The sequence below is a fragment of the Synechococcus sp. RS9907 genome (assembly GCF_014279615.1).
Classification (GTDB): domain Bacteria; phylum Cyanobacteriota; class Cyanobacteriia; order PCC-6307; family Cyanobiaceae; genus Parasynechococcus.
In genome coordinates, this window is record NZ_CP047944.1 from 248,736 (window position 1) to 266,116 (window position 17,381).

A 17,381-nucleotide genomic window follows, 5' to 3' on the forward strand; every position below is an offset into this window, starting at 1 on the left:
TTAGGGGGCCAAACGCGCCCGGTGCAGCCTGGTTTTTTCGTACCAGGCTGCAAATTCAGGGGCCCACTCCAACATGTGGGGCCACATCAGATCACAGAGCTGGCGGATCTCCAGCTGGGCATCGAGTTTGGCCCGCAGATCCATGAAGTGCAGGAACGCCCGCAGGCTGAAGCTCACCACAAAATGCTGGCGGTAGTCGAAGGGGAGGATGCCGCGGGCGTGCTCCTCGGCGAAGCCGGCCCTGAGCAGATCCCTGTAGCGCTCGGCGGCGCTCCGGCAGAGATCAAGATCCTGTTGGCGTAGTGCTTCGGTGTAGGCGTATTTCTTGCCCTGCCGATCGCTGTACTCGCCGATGGGCCGCAGATAAAACACCTCTTCCAGGTCCAGGGCTCCATCCGCTGCACGGCAGATGCGTTCACCGGTGTAACGCATCGACTGCACATCGAAGCTCACCCCAACCCGGTGGGTGCGGGCCTGCTGCATCACCGAGTGCGGGAACCAGCCCACATTCAGCACGATCTGCGCATGCTCCATCGGACCGTAGTGGCCGCGCTCTCCAGACAGCAGGCGTTTCACACAGATCTCTCCAGCCCGCTGCTCATCGGGCCAGTTGGCACGATCTCCGGCCACGAATCCTTCGCTGTAGTCCTGATGCATGGCGGCGTACACGCATTGCTGCGGGTTCGGCGTAGCTGCGATCAGATCGACCCGAAAGCGGTCCATGGGAGCGTCAGAGTGACGAGTTGTGGTGATCATGGCGAGGCGTGTCAACCATGGCTGCGGGGCCCCGCGTTGGCTGGGCTCGAGGCCCCTGCCATCGCGTTGTTCGCAGAGGGGGGCGTCGGCAGCTGGCTGATGTTGCCGACGCCAGGCAAGGCCGGCAACGGCTGATTTTCAAGCAGTGCTGTGGTGAGCAGCTGGAGTTCCTCAGCGCTGCGCAAGCCGAGGGATCGCCCCTTGGCTTCCCCCTCAGCGTTGAAGAGGTTCAACTGGGGAATGCCGTTGACGTCGTAGCGATCAACCAGATCTTGCCAACGGGGGTTGTCGACGTTGACCAGAACAACATCGAGTCGATCTCGCGCTTGCTTCTCCAAAGCAAGCATCGAAGGGGCCATCTCTCTGCAGACCTGGCACCAATCGGCGTAGAACTCGATCAGCGTCGGGCGTCCGTTGGTTAAGGCTGTTTGTGGGTCGAGGGATCGTCTCGCCAGCTGCTCCATCGGGCTTTCGCTCTGAATGCCACCGCGTAGGACAACCAGGCCAATGGCCAGAGCCACCGCAATTAGCACCAGCACCCATCGCTGCGCTGTGCCCAGGGGCGAAGACTCCGGGGTGCCTGTCATCGCACGTCAACCGCAGCGATCACTCTGGCAGCTCTTTCGAAAGGCCGCCGCTACCTTGACGCCATGCCAATTCTGCGACTGCTGAGCCTTCCGGTTCGGGCGCCGTTGCTGACGGTGCTGTTTCTCGTTGCGGTTGTGCTCGGCAACCATTGGCAGATTGTTCAGCCCTCCTTCACGTCTCTCTATGGCGTGAGTGCGGCCTGGTTCTGGTGTCTCGTGCTGCTGCAGACCCAGGTGGTTGTCATCTTCTGCACCATGCCCGATCTGCTGTTGCGCCAGGTGTCGTTGCTGATGGCGTCGAGCCGGGTGATGACGTTGGTGGTCACGCTGCTGGTGGTGATCACCGGTGGCATCTATCTGCTGAAGCTCAATGTGCTCACCGACGTGTTGATCCTGGCCTCAGCCGTGCTCTTGGCCAGGCTCGATCTCATCCGCATCGGTGTTCTGCCCGCCGCCGGGATCTGCCTGCTTCTGATGAGTTTGGTCGTGATCGCTGGCATCGTCGCCGGCACGCTTCTGCCCGACCCCAGCGCCAGTCTCGTTGCAGAAGGGTTGATTGCCGCCTAGGTAGCCGAGCAGATTGTCCAGCACTTTCTTGGTGTAGAAGCGTGTTTCCGGGTAGGGAATGCGTTCCACCCAGAGTGCATCGTCGTCTTGATCCGTGGGTTGCACCCAAGAGGCCACAGCACCAGGCCCGGCGTTGTAGCTGGCAATGCTGCGAAAGGGGTCGCTTTCCCATTGCTCCAGCAAGTGGTTGAGGTAGCGCGCGCCCAGTTCGAAGTTGTCGGCGGGATCCTTCAGCATCAGCGTGCTGGTTGGTGCGTCAGCCATCTCTGTGGCTGTGGAGGGCATCAATTGCATCACGCCTACAGCCCCAGCAGGGGAGACGACACCAGGAGCAAAGCGTGATTCCTGTTTGGCGATCGCTCGCAGCAGATTGGCCTGAACGCCTGCTTGCTCTGCCGCTGTCTGGATCTCAGCTTCGAAGAGGCGAGGGAATTGGCTGCGATGCAGGAGAGTCCGTTGATGGCAGCTCGGATTACGCCAGCGGAGGCTGAGCCACCAGAGCTGATCCAGTCCCATCCAGGTGTCCCCGATGGCGAGGCGCAGCCTGCCTTCGGCGAGACGTTCTTCAGGTGGCGGCGGGACTGCAGGGTCTGCCTGGGCCTGCCAGGCCTCCCAGGCGGCGTGCACCTGGCCCAGGCGCCAAAGCTCGTTCACCAGGCGGTGATGGCTGTTGAGCGGTTGCCAGGCTGGCGGCTCCTGCTGCGGGTCTGGGGATCGCAACGCAAGGGGTTCGGCCACACCCAGGTGCTCCATGGCGCGCCAGCGGTAGTAGCCCCCCGGGAAGGCCCCGATCAGGCGGCGCCAGCTGCGTTCTGCCTTTGTCGTTTCGCCGAGTTGCTTGTGGCTCAGCCCCAACCAGAACAGCCGCCGCGTCTCCAACGGTGGAGGCAGGGGACCATCCTCATCGGGGCGTTCCAGCAGGGCACGGGCACGATCCCAATCTCCAGCCAGAAATGCCTCGCGGGCGAGGTCCCATTGCAGTTGCCAGATGTCGGGGTCGTTGGGCCAGCGGCTCAGGGCGGCATCCGCCCCATCGCCGCCGGCGAGTCGCACGCGAGCTGCTGCAACAGCGGCTGAGCGCTCCTCAAGGGCAGCCGGCAGCGCATCCAGAACCCCAGGCTGGGCATCGAGCGGTTCACTCAAGATCCGTGCTGCTTCAAGGCTGGCGGGGTGGTTTGGGTGGTTCTGCGCCAGGGTCAGCAGCCGGGTTGTACCTGCATCAGGGTCGCCATGCAGCAGCAGGGAACGACCGATGGCCAGCTGGGTCTCAGGGGAGGCCTCAAGCTCCTGAAGACAGGTCACTGCGGTGTCGGCATGGCCTTGTTTTGCCAGTGCTTGCGCCAAGGTTTGGCGTTGGTCGGGTTGAGGTGCCTGCGCCCCCGTGGCCTCGCAGGCGTCACGCATCAGCCCAAGGGCGCCGGCTCGGCGCGCATTCCAACGGGCCAGGTGCAAGGCGCCTTGATGGCTTGCTAGCGCTTCGGAGCCATCCCGAGCCGCCAGTGTCAGTGCTGCGGGGTGTGCGGGTTGCTGTTGGAGCAGCTGCTGATGAAGAACGGGATTGTTGTTGCCAAGCGCCAATCGAGCCCAAGCGGAGCCGGGTGCTTCGGGAAAGCGATCCAACAGGCGCTGCCAGGTCTCAGCAGCGTCCGATGGCTTGCCCTGGGCGGCAGCGGTGAGGGCTGCCCGTTCGAGCACCACGGCCGCCATCGGATCGCGCCCCCAGCCTTGGCCATGGAGCAGTTGCGGTGACCCATCCCTCGCCACCATCAATAGGGCGGCCTCTCGACGGGTCTGCGGATCGATGGCCCAGCGGTAGTGCTGCCAGAGCCTTGCCTGCGAGACCTCAGGCGTGAGGCGCTGATGCTGCTTGTTCAGAAGCAGCTGCCCACCCCATGAAGCCAATCCACTGAAACCAGCAACCGAAAGCAGCAGCAGCGTTCCGATTCGCGGCCCTGCCTGCACACCCAACCTTGAACTTGTTTCATTCTGATGCTTCAAACAGAGTTGGCGAGCCTTTGATCGCCTGTGGGCCGTGGAGGGCAGAGCTGCACCTGTCACGTCCCTGGGAATCAGCCTCAGAGGTGCTTCCTATGGTGCTGTCCACGATTGAGACCCATGGTTCAAGAGGCGTGCTCCCCGATCGGCCCCGCTCTCGGTGACGCTGCGCCAGGGTTTGGAACCGATGGAATCCGTGGGCTCGCCGGCACGGTTCTCACCCCCGCTCTATGTCTTCAGGTGGGCTATTGGGTCGGTCGGGTTCTGCAGGCGGAAGGTCCTGTTCTGATCGGGATGGACTCCCGGACCAGCGGCAGCATGGTGGTTGCTGCCCTGACGGCTGGCTTGACGGCCGCTGGTCGCGATGTGTGGACCCTTGGCCTCTGTCCGACGCCGGCGGTTCCGTTGTTGATCCGCCAGCTGGGGGCCGCCGGCGGACTGATGGTCTCCGCCAGCCATAACCCCCCTGCAGACAACGGCATCAAAGTGTTCGGGGCCGATGGCGCCAAACTCAGCGCCTCCCGTCAAGCCCAGGTGGAGGCCGGTCTGCAGGGGCAGACGCCCATGGCTGAGCAAGCAACATTCCGCTGCGGTGTGGCGCGATCCAGCGCCGATCTCCTGGATGGCTACACAGAGGTGTTGCAGCAATCGGTGGCTGAACGGCGACTGGATGGCGTTCCCATCGTTTTGGACCTCTGCTGGGGATCCGCGACGGCGTGCGGTGCCGATGCCTTCCGTGCCCTGGGGGCTGATCTCACCGTGCTCCATGGGGAACCCGATGGCTCCCGCATCAACGTGGCTTGCGGGTCAACCCATCTGGAACCGCTGCAACGGGCTGTGATCGAGCGCGGCGCGGCGATGGGTTTTGCCTTTGACGGTGATGCCGATCGGATGCTGGCGGTGGACGGCCGCGGCCGCATCATCGACGGCGACCACGTGCTGTTTCTCTGGGGATCCGTGCTGCAGGAGCAGCAGGCGCTCCCCGATCAGCGGTTGGTGGCCACTGTGATGTCGAACCTTGGCTTCGAGCGTGCCTGGCAGCAGCGGGGCGGCACCCTTGATCGCACGCCGGTGGGAGATCAGCACGTCCATGCCGCGATGGTGGCCAGTGGCGCGGGCCTCGGTGGAGAACAATCCGGCCACATCCTTTCCGCCTCCCATGGGCTGTGTGGCGATGGTGTTCTGACCGCCGTTCAGTTGGCCACCTTGTGCCATGCCCAGGGCATCAGCCTCAGCGATTGGTTGGACCGCAGTTTCCAGGCCTACCCGCAGAAATTGGTCAATGTGCGGGTGATCGACCGTTTGCGCCGTAAGAACTGGAGCGCGTGTACTGCTCTCACCGACGCCATTGCTTCAGCGGAGCAGTCGATGGGCGAGACCGGTCGCATTTTGGTGCGGGCCAGTGGTACGGAGCCCGTCTTGCGGGTGATGGTGGAAGCCGAGCAGTCGGACGCTGTGGAGCATTGGACGGGGCATCTGGCCGCCATTGCCGAGGATCATCTCAACGCGGCCTGAGGCTTAAGGCCTCGGCCATCAGGAGGGCGCCATCACAGGCATCGCCCTTGGCCTTGCCCCATCGGGCTTCGGGAATCGACTGATGGATGGCCTGTTGCACGGCTGTGCGGAACCCCTGGAGATGGGTGACGGCTCCTCCATGGCAGACCACCAGGGGGGAGCGCAGGGAAAGCTGCTGGGCCACGGTTCTGATGCAGCGGGAGAGGGCTGCTGCCGATCCCTGAACGATCTCCTCCGCGCCAGGGCAGTCCTTGGCTGCGGCTTCCACCACCAGTGGAGCCAAGGCTGCAAAATCAGCCGTGCCGAAGTCCTGCTGCACCACCCGGGCTTTCACTGCGGCGTGGCTGTCGCAGCCCATCTGATTCCAGATCTGCAGGCGCAGCGGATGGTCGGGCAGGCGTCCATCGGCCATACGCAGGGTCAGCTGCAATCCCTGGTGGCCCAGATCAAAGGCCGAGCCGGCTCCATCGAGCAGCCATCCCCAGCCGCCACAGCGGTGTTCATGGCCGTTCTCGTCTCGGCCCAGCACGATCATTCCGGTGCCGCTGATCGCCAGGATTCCTGCGCCTTCAGGGATCGCACCTCGCAAGGCGGTGCGTTCGTCTCCAGTGACCAGCACCTTGGTCAAGCCTGTGTCATCACCGATGGCCAGGGCTTGCCCCACCAAACGTTCAGCACGCTGTTGCAACGCTGTTCCGTGTTCGATACCGCTGGCTCCCACAACGGCCGCCTGGATCACGCCATCGGGGTGATGTTTCAGGGCCTGCTGCGCACTGGTGCTGATCGCCTCGAGGAAACGACGTTCACCCTGGGGGGCATCAAGGTGGCTGACTCCGGGGCCCTCGCCTTCTCCAACAGGCTGGTGCACGCCGTTTTGAACCACGCTGAGGCGGCAGCGGGTGTGCGTCTGTCCGGCATCGAATCCAGCGAGCAGTCTCATGATTCCCTGGTTCGACTCACCAGGCTGGCCAGAGCAAACCAGCCGATCAGCTGCACTTCGGGGCGGAAGAAGATTGTGTCGGTGCTGCCCTGCATCAGCAGGCCAGCGATGGCAGCGAGGCTGGCGATGGATGCCAAGGCGCTTGGAGCATCGGCATTGAGCTGCTTGAGGCCCTGCCTCAGGCTGCTGGCCAGCAATCCAAGGCAGGCCAGCAGCCCGGGAATGCCGGTTTCCACCAGGATTTCCAAGGGAACGGAGTAGGCACTGAGGGCGTTGAACTTCGGTTGCTGATACAGGGGATAGATGCTGTTGAACGCCGTATTGCCAGGGCCGATGCCCAACCAGGGACGGTCTTGCACCATCTGGATGGCCGCCATCCAGACGTTGATGCGGAAGTTGTTGGAACTATCCCCCCGTCCCGCCAGCAGGCTGGTGATGCGCGTGCGGATCGGATCGATCTGGGTGGCCGCCACCACAAGGCAAGCGGCTCCAACCAGCAGCACGGCCAGAGGCACCAGACGTCTCCAGAGCAGGGGCCAGTGGCGTGTCCAGCGCAGCAGCAGCAACAACAGCAGCACGGCACCGGCAGCAACCATCCCCAGCCAGCCGCCGCGGCTGTAGGTGAACAGCGTTCCTGTTGCTGCCAACACCAATGTGGTCCCGGCAAACAGCTGGGATCCCACACCACGCCAGCGCACCAGTGCGATCGCTGCGAAGGGAATCAGCGGCAGCAGGTAACCCGCCAGGAGGTTGGGGTTTCCCAGGGGGCCATAGATCCGAATGGTGCCGGCACTAATGGAATTCGGATCGGCCCAGCCCGCCAGTGCCTCGCTGGAGGCATACAGCTGTCGCAAAGCCAGAACACTGCTGAAGAGGCCGCCACTCAGCAGTCCGGCGATCAGCCGGTTCCACCATCGGCTGTTGCTCAGCAGCAGCTTGCAGAGCAAGGCATAAACGCCCAGGTAGCTGAGCAGTTTGATCAGGCCTTTGCTGGCGGCGATTGGAACTGGAGAACATCCGGTGGCCACAATCGCGATGGCCAGAAAAAGCATCAGCCAGCGTGAGATGGTTCCGATGCGCTGAGGTGGCGGACTGCAGAGGCACCAGAGCAGCCAAAGAACGCCGCAGGCTGCAATCACCAGGGCCAGGCCTGTGCGTGTGACGAAAGGAAGACCCGTGAACAAGGCCAGCAGCAGGAGTCCCGCCAGTCCTTCAAGGCGTTTCAGCACCGCCTGATCCGGAGTGATCACCCCCTGCCAGCGCACCAACAGGGCCCCACCGCTTGCCGTCTGGGTTGCATCCGCAGAGGCCATCGTGGGGCTTCAGGTGGTGAGTGCTTCCGCCGGATTATCGATCTCCTGCCAGCGCTGTTCCAGATCTGACACGGAAGGAAGTTGATTCTGGTTCCGGCGATAGAGCACCCGGTAGACGGGGAGGTTTTGCTCAAGCACGTAGCGCTCCCGTTCCGTGGGAACCGAAAGCGGGTTGCTGGCGCGCCAGGGACGTTGGTCCTCGGCGGGGCGGTCGAAACAGTCGCTGAGTTCGGTGAGAGCCACCATCGGCTCAATCACGTCCAGAACATCGCTCTGCAGAAACAGCTCACGGCCGGGCTGCAGGGCTGTTGCGATGGCGAGCAGAAGCGCGGGCTGCAGGACACGGCGCTTGTGGTGCCTGCGTTTGAACCAGGGATCGGGGAATTGGATCGAGACCCGTTGCAGTCGGTCCTGCTTCAGGGCCTTCATCCAGCCTTCCAGGCTGATGTTGGCGTTGCAGAACAGGATCCGAACATTGCCGTGCTCCGAAGCGAGCGCGTCTTGATCGGCAGACGTCACCAGCGGTCGGCGGATTTCAACGCCGAGATGGTTCCAGTGGGGATCACGCTCGGCCAAGCCCAGCAGGCACCGTCCACGGGCGCAGCCGATATCAAGGTGGATCGGCTGATCAGGAACGCGAAACAGCTGCTCGGGTGGTGGTAATTCCAGCGGCAACTGGAAGAAGCTGCTGAGGGGATTGACGTGCTGACGCAAGGTTCTGAAGCGATGCGATTCGGTTCAATCGAGATTGTCAGAGCCACTGCCGGAGGAGCTGTCGGGGTCCTGGCGCAGCAAGCCCCAACAGGCGGTGTAGCCATGCAGATGTGTTGTCCCGCCGACGGGTCCGATCTCACCGTTGCAGAACGCTCCCGCCACAGGCAGGTCTGGCATCAGTTGACGCGCCAAGCTGATATCGCCATCAGCACGACCGAATAGCCCCTGGCCCCGTCCCAGGCAGGCCATGAGCAGTCCGAAATGGACCGTGTCGCTTGAATCAGCTGTCGCTGCCTTGAGCAGGGCAACGGCTTCGTCCTGGGAGGCCGTGGCTTCGCGCAGGTGAAATTGCACGTTTTGGCCGGCGCGCACCCGCTCTGCAACGGCCACGGCGCCATTGTTGGGATCGACTCCGATCAGGTTGCGGATCAGGAAGGCACTCGCTTCCGAGGCTCCTCCGTTGGCGTTCAGCCGCAGGCTGCTGCGTTCCACACCGAGGAACAACGAGTGACGCACCAGTTCGCGCTCCCGTTCGCTGAGGTCGGCCAGAACCCGTTGCAGGCAATTGATGGGGCTGGCCTTGGTGCTGCCATCACTCAGTTCCAGCAACACGTTGCGCTGCACCTGCTCGATTGAGAAGACCGGGCCGATGGGGCGGCATCCCTGAGCCACAACGGTTTCGAGCCGCCAGCTTCCCCCGATGGAACAAACCACTGCGCCGGTGACGACCTGGTCATCCAGCAGCAACGATCCGTGCGGGCTGTTGTGGGGTGCGGCGATGCCGCCAATCTTTTCGGCACTCGGATACGCGTAGTCCAGCCCGCTGATCAGGTCATTGATTCCACTGCTGGTGGGGTCGATCAGCAGGATCTGGCTGCGGGCAGCCTCGGGGGTGATGCCAACCCAGTCTTGCCATTGCTGGGCGGCTCCATCCAGATCAGGCAGCTCCTCGGTGCTCAGGTGTTGAGTGGCGATCGATGCCCCCGGCAGGGAGAGCAGCGTCACGCTCAAAGCAGGTGTCTGCTCCAGTTCCGCGGCGCTGCCGTCGCCGCGGGTGCCCACCACGCCGCCACCGGTGCATCCGATCCAATGCTTCGCGCTGATCTGGGCGCGCAGCATCGGCATCAGCCGCGGCAGGTCGGTGGCGTAACCCGTGGAGGTGAAGACGAGGGCGAGATCGGCTTCGCCCTTGGATCGGCCCAGTTGCTCGACCACATCCCTTACGGCTTCATCCAGGGACGCTTTGCGAGACAATCCTGTCCGGCAACTGGCTTCAGCGCCCCCGGAGCGAAACCAGCTGAACGGTGCGAACGGTGCCATGAAGCGGACCCTATCAACCCTGGAGCACAGCTCGGGACGTTGATAATGGCGGCACTGTGACAGTCCCCAGTGAACGAGCTCACGTACCGCGCTCTGGTGTGGCTGACCTATCGCCTGGCCGCCACCTTCGCCGTTGGTGTGCCTCTGGTCCTGTTGATCTGGTCGGCCTGGCGTCGCGAGCAGTTGGTGCTGCGACTGCTCGGGATCTATTGGAAAGTGGCCAGCCTGATGGCGATCAGCCTGTTGCTGCTGACGGATCAGCGCCCCTTGGGCTACGCCATGGCGGTTGTCGCCCCGGTGTTGATGGTGATCAGCCTGTGGTTCTGGGTCGACATCAATGAGGAGCTGGCCGACCAGCCGTCCTGGCGTCCGCTGCCCCTTGCCGTGAAGGTGTGGCGTTGGGCATTCAGTGGGTTTGCTCTAATCAGCCTGGGCATGAGCGTGACGGGTTTGGGCTGCATGCAACAGCTGGAGTCCTCGGCATGCCTCACCTGGCTGGAAGCTCCTCAGGGCATCCATGGTCTTGCGGCCACGGTGTTCAATTTTCTGTTCGGTGGTTTGTGGACCGAGGCCGTTGCTGCCTTTGTGGGGTACGTCGCCCTGGTGGCTTATCTGGCTGGTTTGCTGCAGTGGCTGTTGGTGCGTTTGCCCCGTTACGGCCGCGTGGCGGGGGATTTCTGATGACTGACCAGGCGCTGGTTCAGGCCCTGGAAGAGCGAACGCGTGTTCAGCCCCAGCGGGTTGTCCGCCTACGGGGTCAGGTCGTGGATGAGCCGTTTGAGTTGCTGATCTTCCGTGGGTTCAGCAGCAGCACCACCCATCCAACCGCCTTTGACCCCGACGCCTCCGTTATCCCTGAGGGAACCAGCTTCGATCAGGCTGAGCTGCTGCAGGGGCCCTTGTCGCCAGGTCAAGAGGTTGTCCTGGCTGGACCGATGCCGCCGAACGATCTCCTGGCTCAGGCCAACTGGTGAGTCCGGCGTTCCAGAACCCCAACACAGCGCCCACAGATGTGGGGATGTTCCGGGTGCTGACCCACATCCCCCTCGTAGTGCCAGCAGCGCTCGCATTTGGTTCCCCGCGCTTGGCTCACCTCGATCGATGCGAGCTCGTCGTCCTGGCTGGCCAGAACTTCGGCCCAGGGCTCGCCGCCAATCTGCAGTTGTGAGACCAGCAGCCAGTCCCGCAGACCGTCCACCTCGGGATCCCCCGTCTCACTCAGCCAGGAGAGAGCGGCCCGAAGTTCCGGACGGCGGGCGTCAATCCGCACGGCTGCCTCAAGCGATGCGCCAAGTTCCTGACGGCCGCGGCAATCTTCAAGCACTTTGTTGACAGCGGCGCGGAGCTCCCGCAGCTCTTGAACCGGAGCGCTGAGAGCAGCATCACGCCACTCGACTGGAACCGTCGGCCAGCCGCGGTGGAAGACCGATGTCTCCTCCACGGGGTAAGGCAGGTTCTGCCAGATGTCTTCGGCCATGTGGCACAAGACAGGAGCGATCAGTCCGGCCAGGCGTTCGATGATCAGGGCCATCACGGTCTGGCAGCTGCGCCGGCGCTGGTCGGCGGGGGCACTCACGTAGAGCCTGTCCTTGGCGATGTCGAGGTAGAAGTTCGACAGATCGGTGACGCAGAAGTTCTGCAGCAGCTGGAAGAAGCGGAAGAACTCGAAGCTTTCGAAGGCTTCTGTGATGTCGTCCATCACCTCGGCCGTGCGTTGCAGCATCCAGCGGTCCAGCAACGGCAGTTCCGCAATCGGGATCGCGTCGGTTGCCGGATTGAAGTCGTGCAGGTTGCCCAGCAGATAGCGGCTGGTGTTGCGCACCTTGCGATACACATCGGCCAGCTGGCGCAGAATCCCGGCTCCGATCGGCACATCGGCGGAGTAATCCACCGAGCTCACCCAGAGCCGCAGCACATCGGCGCCGTAGGGCGGTTCCTGTTTCTGGTTCTTGCCCCCCTCGATGATCACCATCGGGTCGACCACATTGCCGAGGGATTTGCTCATCTTGCGGCCCTTCTCATCCAAGGCGAAGCCATGGGTGAGCACCCGCTTGTAGGGAGCGTGGCCATTCACAGCGACCGAGGTGAGCAGTGAACTCTGGAACCAGCCGCGGTGCTGGTCGGACCCTTCCAGGTACAGGTCGGCGGGATAGCTCAGGTAGTCCCGCTGGCTGGCGACGGCAGCCCAGCTTGAGCCGGAGTCGAACCACACGTCCATGGTGTCGGTGCCCTTGCGCCACTGATCGGCCTGGTCGGCGTAGGCGGGCGGCAGCAGATCCGCTTCGTCTTTCTCCCACCAGACGTCGGCACCGTGCTCGGCGATCAACGCCTGGATGTGCTCCAGGGTGTCGGCGTTCAGCAGCACCTCGCCGTTGCTGCGGTGATAAAAGACGGGGATTGGCACCCCCCAGGTGCGCTGACGGGAGATGCACCAGTCGCCCCGCTCCTTGACCATCGATTCGATCCGGTTGCGACCGGAAGCAGGGGTCCACTCCACGGCGGCGATCGCATCCAGGGCCTGTTGACGGAACCCTTCCACGGAGGCAAACCACTGTTCCGTGGCCCGGAAGATGGTGGGTTTCTTGGTGCGCCAGTCGTAGGGGTAGCGGTGGCCATAGGCCTCCTGCTTGAGCAGGGCCCCGGCGGACTCCAGCGCCTCAATGATCTTGGGGTTGGCATCCTTGAGCACATTCAGGCCCGCGAACGGCCCGGCCTCGTCGGTGAGGTTGCCGGCTTCGTCCACAGGGCAGAGCACCGGCAGGCCGTTCTTCTGGCCGGTGTGGAAGTCGTCGACGCCGTGACCAGGTGCGGTGTGCACGAGGCCTGTGCCTGATTCGGTGTTGATGTAATCGCCCCCGATCACCACCGGACTGGTGCGATCCAGCAGCGGGTGGCGGTAGGTCAGCCCAGCGAGCAGAGCGCCTTTGACGGTGGCGCGCCGGTTCAGTGGGCGCGCAAGCGTGCCGCTCAGCGTCTCGATCAGATCGGCAGCCACCAGCAGCAGTCGGCCTTCGCCGTCGTCGGCCAGGGCGTAATCGAGTCTTTCATTCACCGACACCGCCAGATTGGCCGGCAGCGTCCAGGGGGTGGTGGTCCAGATCGCCACCTGCAGGGCCTTCCCAAGGGCGTCCGTCTCCGTGGGCAGGTCAAGGCCCTCGGCTTTGAGTGCATCCCGCAGCGCCGCTGGAAGCTCCACGGCTGGGAAGGCGGCGTAGACGCTGGGACTGGTGTGGCCGTCGGGGTACTCCAGTTCCGCTTCGGCCAAAGCGGTGCGTGAACTCGGGCTCCAGTGCACCGGTTTCAGACCCCGGTAGATGTGCCCCTTGAGCACCATCTCGCCAAACACCCGAATCTGAGCCGATTCGTACTCCTTTTGCAATGTCAGGTACGGCTGCTCCCAGTCCGCCCAGATGCCCCAGCGCTGGAAGCCCTTCATCTGGCCATCCACCTGTTTGCGGGCGTAGGCGGCAGCCTTTTTGCGCAGCTTGATCGGTGTCAGCGCCTTGCGCTGCTCCTGATCCATCGACTGCAGCACCTTGAGCTCGATCGGCAGACCGTGGCAGTCCCAGCCCGGTACGTAGCGCACTCGCCGCCCGTTCAACACCTGATATTTGTTGATGACGTCCTTCAACACCTTGTTGAGGGCATGCCCCATGTGCAGAGCACCGTTGGCGTAGGGCGGGCCGTCATGGAGGGTGAAAGTTGGGCCGCTGTTGTTCAGGCCCAGCTCGCCGTCGATGCCGTGGTCTTTCCAGAAGCCCTGCAGTTCAGGTTCGCGTTGGACGGCATTGGCGCGCATGCCGAATCCCGTCTGCAGCAGATTGAGGGTGTGTTTGTAGGAGGGGCGTTCCTCAGCGGCGGCGTCGCGCGTCTCCTTGCTCACGGGGTCCCTGCTCTGGCCTCGGGATTATCAGTCTTCGCCCTCTGGAGATGTGACCTTGGCGGCTTCGGCTGATTCGGTGTCGCTTGCGTCAGTGGTTTCGGGGGACTCGGGACGCACCCATTTTTTGCCCATAACACCTGATTTGCCGGCCGGTTTGAGTTGTTTGGCGATGCCGCTGATGCCTTCGCCCACTCGGCCCGTGGTGATCAACAGTTGTTGAAGGCTGGTGCGCCAATGATCGAGCGAGGTGAACCGCTGCTGCTCGGTTTCGCTGAGGCTGTTCCAGCGGGCCTGTCCGACCTCGGATCCCAAGCGTGCGATCAACAGGCCGGCGCAGAGAACCGCCAGCATCGGCGCTCCCCGCAGACGGTCCGTGCTGGTGACCAGAACGAGACCCAGCAGCAAGACCACCGCGCCCCAAACACCATCGCGGGGACGACTGAGTTCAACGGCCAGAAGGGGAAGCAACAGGAGTGCCAGGCCGAGCAGGAGGCAGAGATCGCCGCTGAGGGTCGCAAGCATCCGAGGTGTGGCGGTCTGCTCCCATTCTGGTGCGATCTCTAAAGTCGGGGCGTTGCCCACCTGGCGGAATTGGTAGACGCGCTGGTTTTAGGTACCAGTGGCTTTGGTCGTGGGGGTTCAAGTCCCCCGGTGGGCATTCCTTTCCCTACCGTGGTTCGGGATCGTTACAGACTTGTTGCCTGACCTCCGGATGCACCAGAGCACTGCTCAACAACAGCAGCCTCGTCCGGTCGGAGTGGGCTACCGCTCGGTTCCACGCGAATTCGTTGACCCGCCGGCCTTCTGGAACCCCACCGTGGGGCTCTTCCTAGGCGGTTATGCCCTGGCGGCTCTGACCATCTGGGGCTGGTTTGTGGCGGCCTTGCCCCTGCCGGTGCTGCTTTGCACGGGCTTTCTTGCGCTGCATCTGGAAGGGACGGTGATCCATGACGCCTGCCACAACGCAGCCCATCCCAATCGATGGATTAACCAGGCCATGGGCCATGGCTCGGCGCTGTTGCTCGGGTTCAGCTTTCCCGTGTTCACGCGGGTGCATCTTGAGCATCACGCCCATGTGAATGACCCGAAGAACGACCCGGACCACATCGTCAGCACGTTCGGGCCGCTCTGGCTGATCGCCCCGAGATTTTTCTATCACGAGTGGTTTTTCTTTCAGCGTCGCCTCTGGCGCCGCTGGGAGTTGATGCAGTGGGGGCTGGAGCGCAGCATTTTTGTGGTGATTGTGCTGGCGGCGGCACGCTTTGACTTCCTGCCGTTCATCTTCAACTGCTGGTTTGCCCCTGCCCTGATGGTGGGCGTGACGCTGGGTTTGTTCTTCGACTACCTCCCGCATCGGCCGTTCACCTCCCGCAACCGCTGGACGAACGCCCGGATCTACCCAGGCAGGCTGATGAACTGGCTGATCATGGGGCAGAACTATCACCTGGTTCATCACCTCTGGCCATCCATTCCCTGGTTTGAATACAAACCGGCCTATGAGGCCACCAAGCCTCTGCTCGACGCCAAGGGATCTCCCCAACGGTTGGGCATTTTTGAGACCCGCCGGGATGGTTACAACTTCCTCTACGACATCCTTGTGGGCGTGCGCAGCCACAAGCGCCGCAGCGGAAAGATGAGGCGCGCAGCCCGTTTCATGCCCGGTCGGGGGCTGCGTCGCCACTGGCTCGGTTTTGTTGATCGCATCGCGATCAAAACCGAGCCCAAGCGTTGGGTGTCCCGCTGATTCGGGTTCAGTCGGCCAGGATTTTCGGAACCCGGAAGAAGTCACCCTCTCTCTGGGGTGCCTGGTTGAGAATGTCCTCCCGAACAGGGGTCGGCTGCACGCCATCGGCCCGGGTGACGTTGGTCACCTCCACGGCCCGAGTGGTTTCCGGAACGCCTTCAGTGTCCACCTGCTGGAGCTGCCCCACGTATTCGAGGATCGACTCGAGCTGACCGGTGTAGGTCGCAATCTTGTCCTCGGGCAGATCAAGGCGGGCGAGCTGGGCCACCTTGCGGACGTCGTCGCTGGAAATCTGGCTCATGACTCGCCGAGGAACGTGCACAGATCCTCGCTCAACGCGGTGGCGGCTGTCTCGAGCAAGGCCTCACCGTGCTGGGCGGTGGCCAAGGAGGGATGGGACCCCATGCGTCCATCGGGGTGACGGCGCCGGAAGTCGTCCGGCCCATGGATGGGGCCTGCTGGCGCGGGGTCGGGCAGCGGTCGCTGCTTGCTCTGCAGGCTGGGCTCTACAGCAAGGGTGACAGCGATTTCGCTGGGCGTGGCGTGATGGCCCTCCTTGTCGCCATACAGATCGCGCGCCTGGCGCATCACGGGGCCGGCCATGAACCAGTTGGCCAGCCGACAACGCAGCTGAGGGGCAACGGGGAGATTGCGGGTGGCGGCGGTGCCGTGGGCCTGGGCAAAGGCGGCTTTGGCCGTTGCAATGTTGCCGCCGTGGCCATTGATCACGAACACCCGTTCGAAGCCATGGCGGCCCAGGGACAACACCAGGTCGTGCAGTACGGCCAGAAGCGTTGCCGGCTGCAGGCTCATCGTTCCCGCGAAACCAAGGTGGTGTTCCGCCATGCCGAAGGCCTGGGCTGGGGTGACCAAGACGCCGGTGCGACGCCCCACCTCCAGGGCAACAGCCTCTGCTGTGAGGGCGTCGGTGCCGATGGCGCCCGTGGGACCGTGCTGCTCGGTGGATCCCAGGGGAATGATCACCCCCTTGCAGCCCTGGAGGTAGCTCTCCACCTCAGGCCAACTGTGCAGGGCGAGGCGAATGTCGTCTGTGCTGTCGACAGGACCGGGAGTTGCAGCGGTCATTCAGGCAGAACCAATGCCCTGATGATCGCTCAACTCCAGTCGATCAGTGGGCGGTGCCGTTGCCGTCGTACTGATCGGTGTTGTAGTAGCCGCCGCGGGTTCCGAAGAACAGGCAGGCCAAGGGAAACAGCACGATGCTGGCGAGAAGCACAGTTCCGAGGTTGAAGCTGGAGGTGGCTGCGTCCATCACCGGGCTTGAACTGGCCTCAGTTTGGTGTGGATGCGCCGCTAATGCATCGATGACGGGGCTTCTGTTGTGACTTCGCCTCCTTCCTCAGGCATGTCCAGCCACTCCCTCAGCCATCCCGTGAGCCAGATGAAGGGAAGCGTGTCGGTCAACGCCGCCAGCACTTTGAACAGGTACCCGCTGCCAATGAAGCTGATCAGCTGGGGCAGCACGGACCGTTCCGGCTGCACAGGCAGCACATGGGCGCCGTAATGGCTGATCAGCACCACTGCACTGGTGTCCACCAACTGGCTCACCAGGGTGGAGCCGTTGTTGCGCAGCCAGAGCGCCTTGCCTTTGGTGAGCTGTTTCCAGAAATGGAACAGCCGCACGTCCACGAACTGCGCCGTGAGGTAAGCCACCATCGAGGCGCCAACCGAACCGAAACTGAGCTGCTGAATGGTGCGAAAGGTGGTGTCATCGCTGCCGCTCATGCCCGGCAGAACGCCCCCCAGCCAGAGGATCAGCAGCACCCAGCCGTTGAGCAGCAGCCCGACCCACACCACTTGATTGGCTTTCTGTTCTCCCCAGAGTTCGCTGATCAGATCAGTGCAGAGGAACGTGATCGGGTAAGGCAGTGCTCCAACGGCCACCACGATCGGCCAGCCGCCGATGCTGCCCAGTTGCAGGAAGCGCGTCAGGCCCAGGATGTTGAGCATGCCGAGGGTCCCGAGGAACAAACCCGCCAGCACCAGAAACACCCCATCACGCCGTGCCTGGAGGTTGCTGTCCACA

The 17,381-nt window shown here is 63.3% G+C and carries 17 protein-coding genes, 1 tRNA gene and 1 pseudogene; 6 read left to right on the forward strand and 13 right to left on the reverse strand.

The features are described 5' to 3' along the window. The gene (thyX, locus tag SynRS9907_RS01280) at window positions 1-723 is read right to left on the reverse strand and encodes an FAD-dependent thymidylate synthase (RefSeq protein ID WP_188021573.1); all 723 of its coding nucleotides are present in this window, start codon (window positions 721-723) and stop codon (window positions 1-3) included. Between the two features lie 44 nt (window positions 724-767). Next, a complete protein-coding gene (locus SynRS9907_RS01285) occupies window positions 768-1,343 on the reverse strand; it encodes a thioredoxin domain-containing protein (protein WP_188021574.1) in 576 nt (191 codons plus the stop codon). Between the two features lie 63 nt (window positions 1,344-1,406). Here SynRS9907_RS01285 and SynRS9907_RS13965 point away from each other — a divergent pair, with 63 nt between their 5' ends. Beyond that, window positions 1,407-1,910, forward strand: a complete 504-nt coding sequence (locus SynRS9907_RS13965) for a hypothetical protein (protein ID WP_255445948.1) — start codon at window positions 1,407-1,409, stop codon at window positions 1,908-1,910. An 87-nt stretch (window positions 1,911-1,997) separates the two neighbouring features. On the opposite strand, the pseudogene SynRS9907_RS01290 reads toward SynRS9907_RS13965, so the two are convergent. Further along, window positions 1,998-3,677: pseudogene (locus tag SynRS9907_RS01290) on the reverse strand (transglycosylase SLT domain-containing protein); the annotation flags it as partial. Window positions 3,678-4,025: 348 nt separating this feature from the next. Here SynRS9907_RS01290 and glmM point away from each other — a divergent pair. Next, on the forward strand, window positions 4,026-5,420 hold the full coding sequence (gene glmM / locus SynRS9907_RS01295; RefSeq protein WP_188021576.1) for a phosphoglucosamine mutase: 1,395 nt from the start codon (window positions 4,026-4,028) through the stop codon (window positions 5,418-5,420). Here glmM and SynRS9907_RS01300 read toward each other — a convergent pair. From SynRS9907_RS01300 to SynRS9907_RS01315, 4 genes are read right to left on the reverse strand one after another with little or no spacing between them, the layout of a single operon-like run. Then, window positions 5,407-6,360: a BadF/BadG/BcrA/BcrD ATPase family protein gene (locus SynRS9907_RS01300; protein ID WP_188021577.1), complete on the reverse strand. Its 954-nt coding sequence runs from the start codon at window positions 6,358-6,360 to the stop codon at window positions 5,407-5,409. The genes glmM and SynRS9907_RS01300 overlap by 14 nt on opposite strands. Then, on the reverse strand, window positions 6,357-7,673 hold the full coding sequence (locus tag SynRS9907_RS01305) for an IctB family putative bicarbonate transporter (RefSeq protein WP_188021578.1): 1,317 nt from the start codon (window positions 7,671-7,673) through the stop codon (window positions 6,357-6,359). The genes SynRS9907_RS01300 and SynRS9907_RS01305 overlap by 4 nt, the downstream gene beginning before the upstream one ends. A 9-nt stretch (window positions 7,674-7,682) precedes the next feature. Next, on the reverse strand, window positions 7,683-8,387 hold the full coding sequence (gene trmB / locus SynRS9907_RS01310; RefSeq protein ID WP_188021579.1) for a tRNA (guanosine(46)-N7)-methyltransferase TrmB: 705 nt from the start codon (window positions 8,385-8,387) through the stop codon (window positions 7,683-7,685). A 24-nt stretch (window positions 8,388-8,411) separates the two neighbouring features. Next, window positions 8,412-9,707, reverse strand: a complete 1,296-nt coding sequence (locus tag SynRS9907_RS01315) for an FIST N-terminal domain-containing protein (protein ID WP_188021580.1) — start codon at window positions 9,705-9,707, stop codon at window positions 8,412-8,414. Between the two features lie 69 nt (window positions 9,708-9,776). On the opposite strand from SynRS9907_RS01315, the gene SynRS9907_RS01320 reads away from it, so the two are divergent. Beyond that, complete coding sequence (locus tag SynRS9907_RS01320; protein ID WP_188021581.1) at window positions 9,777-10,388, forward strand: DUF3177 family protein; 612 nt, start codon at window positions 9,777-9,779, stop codon at window positions 10,386-10,388. Further along, window positions 10,388-10,681, forward strand: a complete 294-nt coding sequence (locus tag SynRS9907_RS01325) for a hypothetical protein (RefSeq protein WP_188021582.1) — start codon at window positions 10,388-10,390, stop codon at window positions 10,679-10,681. Before SynRS9907_RS01320 ends, SynRS9907_RS01325 begins: the two co-directional genes overlap by 1 nt. On the opposite strand, the gene ileS is transcribed toward SynRS9907_RS01325, so the two are convergent. Then, complete coding sequence (ileS, locus tag SynRS9907_RS01330) at window positions 10,666-13,590, reverse strand: isoleucine--tRNA ligase (protein ID WP_188021583.1); 2,925 nt, start codon at window positions 13,588-13,590, stop codon at window positions 10,666-10,668. The genes SynRS9907_RS01325 and ileS overlap by 16 nt on opposite strands. Before the next feature lie 27 nt (window positions 13,591-13,617). Beyond that, complete coding sequence (locus SynRS9907_RS01335) at window positions 13,618-14,112, reverse strand: Ycf66 family protein (protein WP_188021584.1); 495 nt, start codon at window positions 14,110-14,112, stop codon at window positions 13,618-13,620. Window positions 14,113-14,166: 54 nt separating this feature from the next. On the opposite strand from SynRS9907_RS01335, the gene SynRS9907_RS01340 reads away from it, so the two are divergent. Continuing rightward, a tRNA-Leu gene (locus SynRS9907_RS01340) sits at window positions 14,167-14,248 on the forward strand. Window positions 14,249-14,302: 54 nt separating this feature from the next. Continuing rightward, a complete protein-coding gene (gene crtR, locus SynRS9907_RS01345) occupies window positions 14,303-15,334 on the forward strand; it encodes a beta-carotene hydroxylase (RefSeq protein WP_188022307.1) in 1,032 nt (343 codons plus the stop codon). 7 nt (window positions 15,335-15,341) lie between these two features. Here crtR and gatC read toward each other — a convergent pair whose 3' ends face one another. The 4 genes from gatC to SynRS9907_RS01365 are packed head-to-tail and all read right to left on the reverse strand — an operon-like array spanning window position 15,342 to window position 17,380. Beyond that, complete coding sequence (gene gatC / locus SynRS9907_RS01350) at window positions 15,342-15,635, reverse strand: Asp-tRNA(Asn)/Glu-tRNA(Gln) amidotransferase subunit GatC (protein WP_115009536.1); 294 nt, start codon at window positions 15,633-15,635, stop codon at window positions 15,342-15,344. Next, the gene (locus SynRS9907_RS01355; RefSeq protein WP_188021585.1) at window positions 15,632-16,420 is read right to left on the reverse strand and encodes a creatininase family protein; all 789 of its coding nucleotides are present in this window, start codon (window positions 16,418-16,420) and stop codon (window positions 15,632-15,634) included. The genes gatC and SynRS9907_RS01355 overlap by 4 nt, the downstream gene beginning before the upstream one ends. Before the next feature lie 43 nt (window positions 16,421-16,463). After that, on the reverse strand, window positions 16,464-16,607 hold the full coding sequence (locus tag SynRS9907_RS01360) for a hypothetical protein (RefSeq protein WP_170950905.1): 144 nt from the start codon (window positions 16,605-16,607) through the stop codon (window positions 16,464-16,466). A gap of 41 nt (window positions 16,608-16,648) precedes the next feature. Further along, the gene (locus tag SynRS9907_RS01365) at window positions 16,649-17,380 is read right to left on the reverse strand and encodes a queuosine precursor transporter (RefSeq protein ID WP_188021586.1); all 732 of its coding nucleotides are present in this window, start codon (window positions 17,378-17,380) and stop codon (window positions 16,649-16,651) included. Window position 17,381: the final 1 nt, after the last annotated feature.

What these genes read in the sequence shown, in the direction of transcription:
- thyX (WP_188021573.1), bottom strand. Translation starts at nt 723, where the DNA reads ATGGACCGCTTTCGGGTCGATCTGATCGCAGCTACGCCGAACCCGCAG.
- SynRS9907_RS01285 (WP_188021574.1), bottom strand. Translation starts at nt 1,343, where the DNA reads ATGACAGGCACCCCGGAGTCTTCGCCCCTGGGCACAGCGCAGCGATGG.
- SynRS9907_RS13965 (WP_255445948.1), top strand. Translation starts at nt 1,407, where the DNA reads ATGCCAATTCTGCGACTGCTGAGCCTTCCGGTTCGGGCGCCGTTGCTG.
- glmM (WP_188021576.1), top strand. Translation starts at nt 4,026, where the DNA reads ATGGTTCAAGAGGCGTGCTCCCCGATCGGCCCCGCTCTCGGTGACGCT.
- SynRS9907_RS01300 (WP_188021577.1), bottom strand. Translation starts at nt 6,360, where the DNA reads ATGAGACTGCTCGCTGGATTCGATGCCGGACAGACGCACACCCGCTGC.
- SynRS9907_RS01305 (WP_188021578.1), bottom strand. Translation starts at nt 7,673, where the DNA reads ATGGCCTCTGCGGATGCAACCCAGACGGCAAGCGGTGGGGCCCTGTTG.
- SynRS9907_RS01315 (WP_188021580.1), bottom strand. Translation starts at nt 9,707, where the DNA reads ATGGCACCGTTCGCACCGTTCAGCTGGTTTCGCTCCGGGGGCGCTGAA.
- SynRS9907_RS01325 (WP_188021582.1), top strand. Translation starts at nt 10,388, where the DNA reads ATGACTGACCAGGCGCTGGTTCAGGCCCTGGAAGAGCGAACGCGTGTT.
- SynRS9907_RS01335 (WP_188021584.1), bottom strand. Translation starts at nt 14,112, where the DNA reads ATGCTTGCGACCCTCAGCGGCGATCTCTGCCTCCTGCTCGGCCTGGCA.
- crtR (WP_188022307.1), top strand. Translation starts at nt 14,303, where the DNA reads ATGCACCAGAGCACTGCTCAACAACAGCAGCCTCGTCCGGTCGGAGTG.
- gatC (WP_115009536.1), bottom strand. Translation starts at nt 15,635, where the DNA reads ATGAGCCAGATTTCCAGCGACGACGTCCGCAAGGTGGCCCAGCTCGCC.
- SynRS9907_RS01355 (WP_188021585.1), bottom strand. Translation starts at nt 16,420, where the DNA reads ATGACCGCTGCAACTCCCGGTCCTGTCGACAGCACAGACGACATTCGC.
- SynRS9907_RS01360 (WP_170950905.1), bottom strand. Translation starts at nt 16,607, where the DNA reads ATGGACGCAGCCACCTCCAGCTTCAACCTCGGAACTGTGCTTCTCGCC.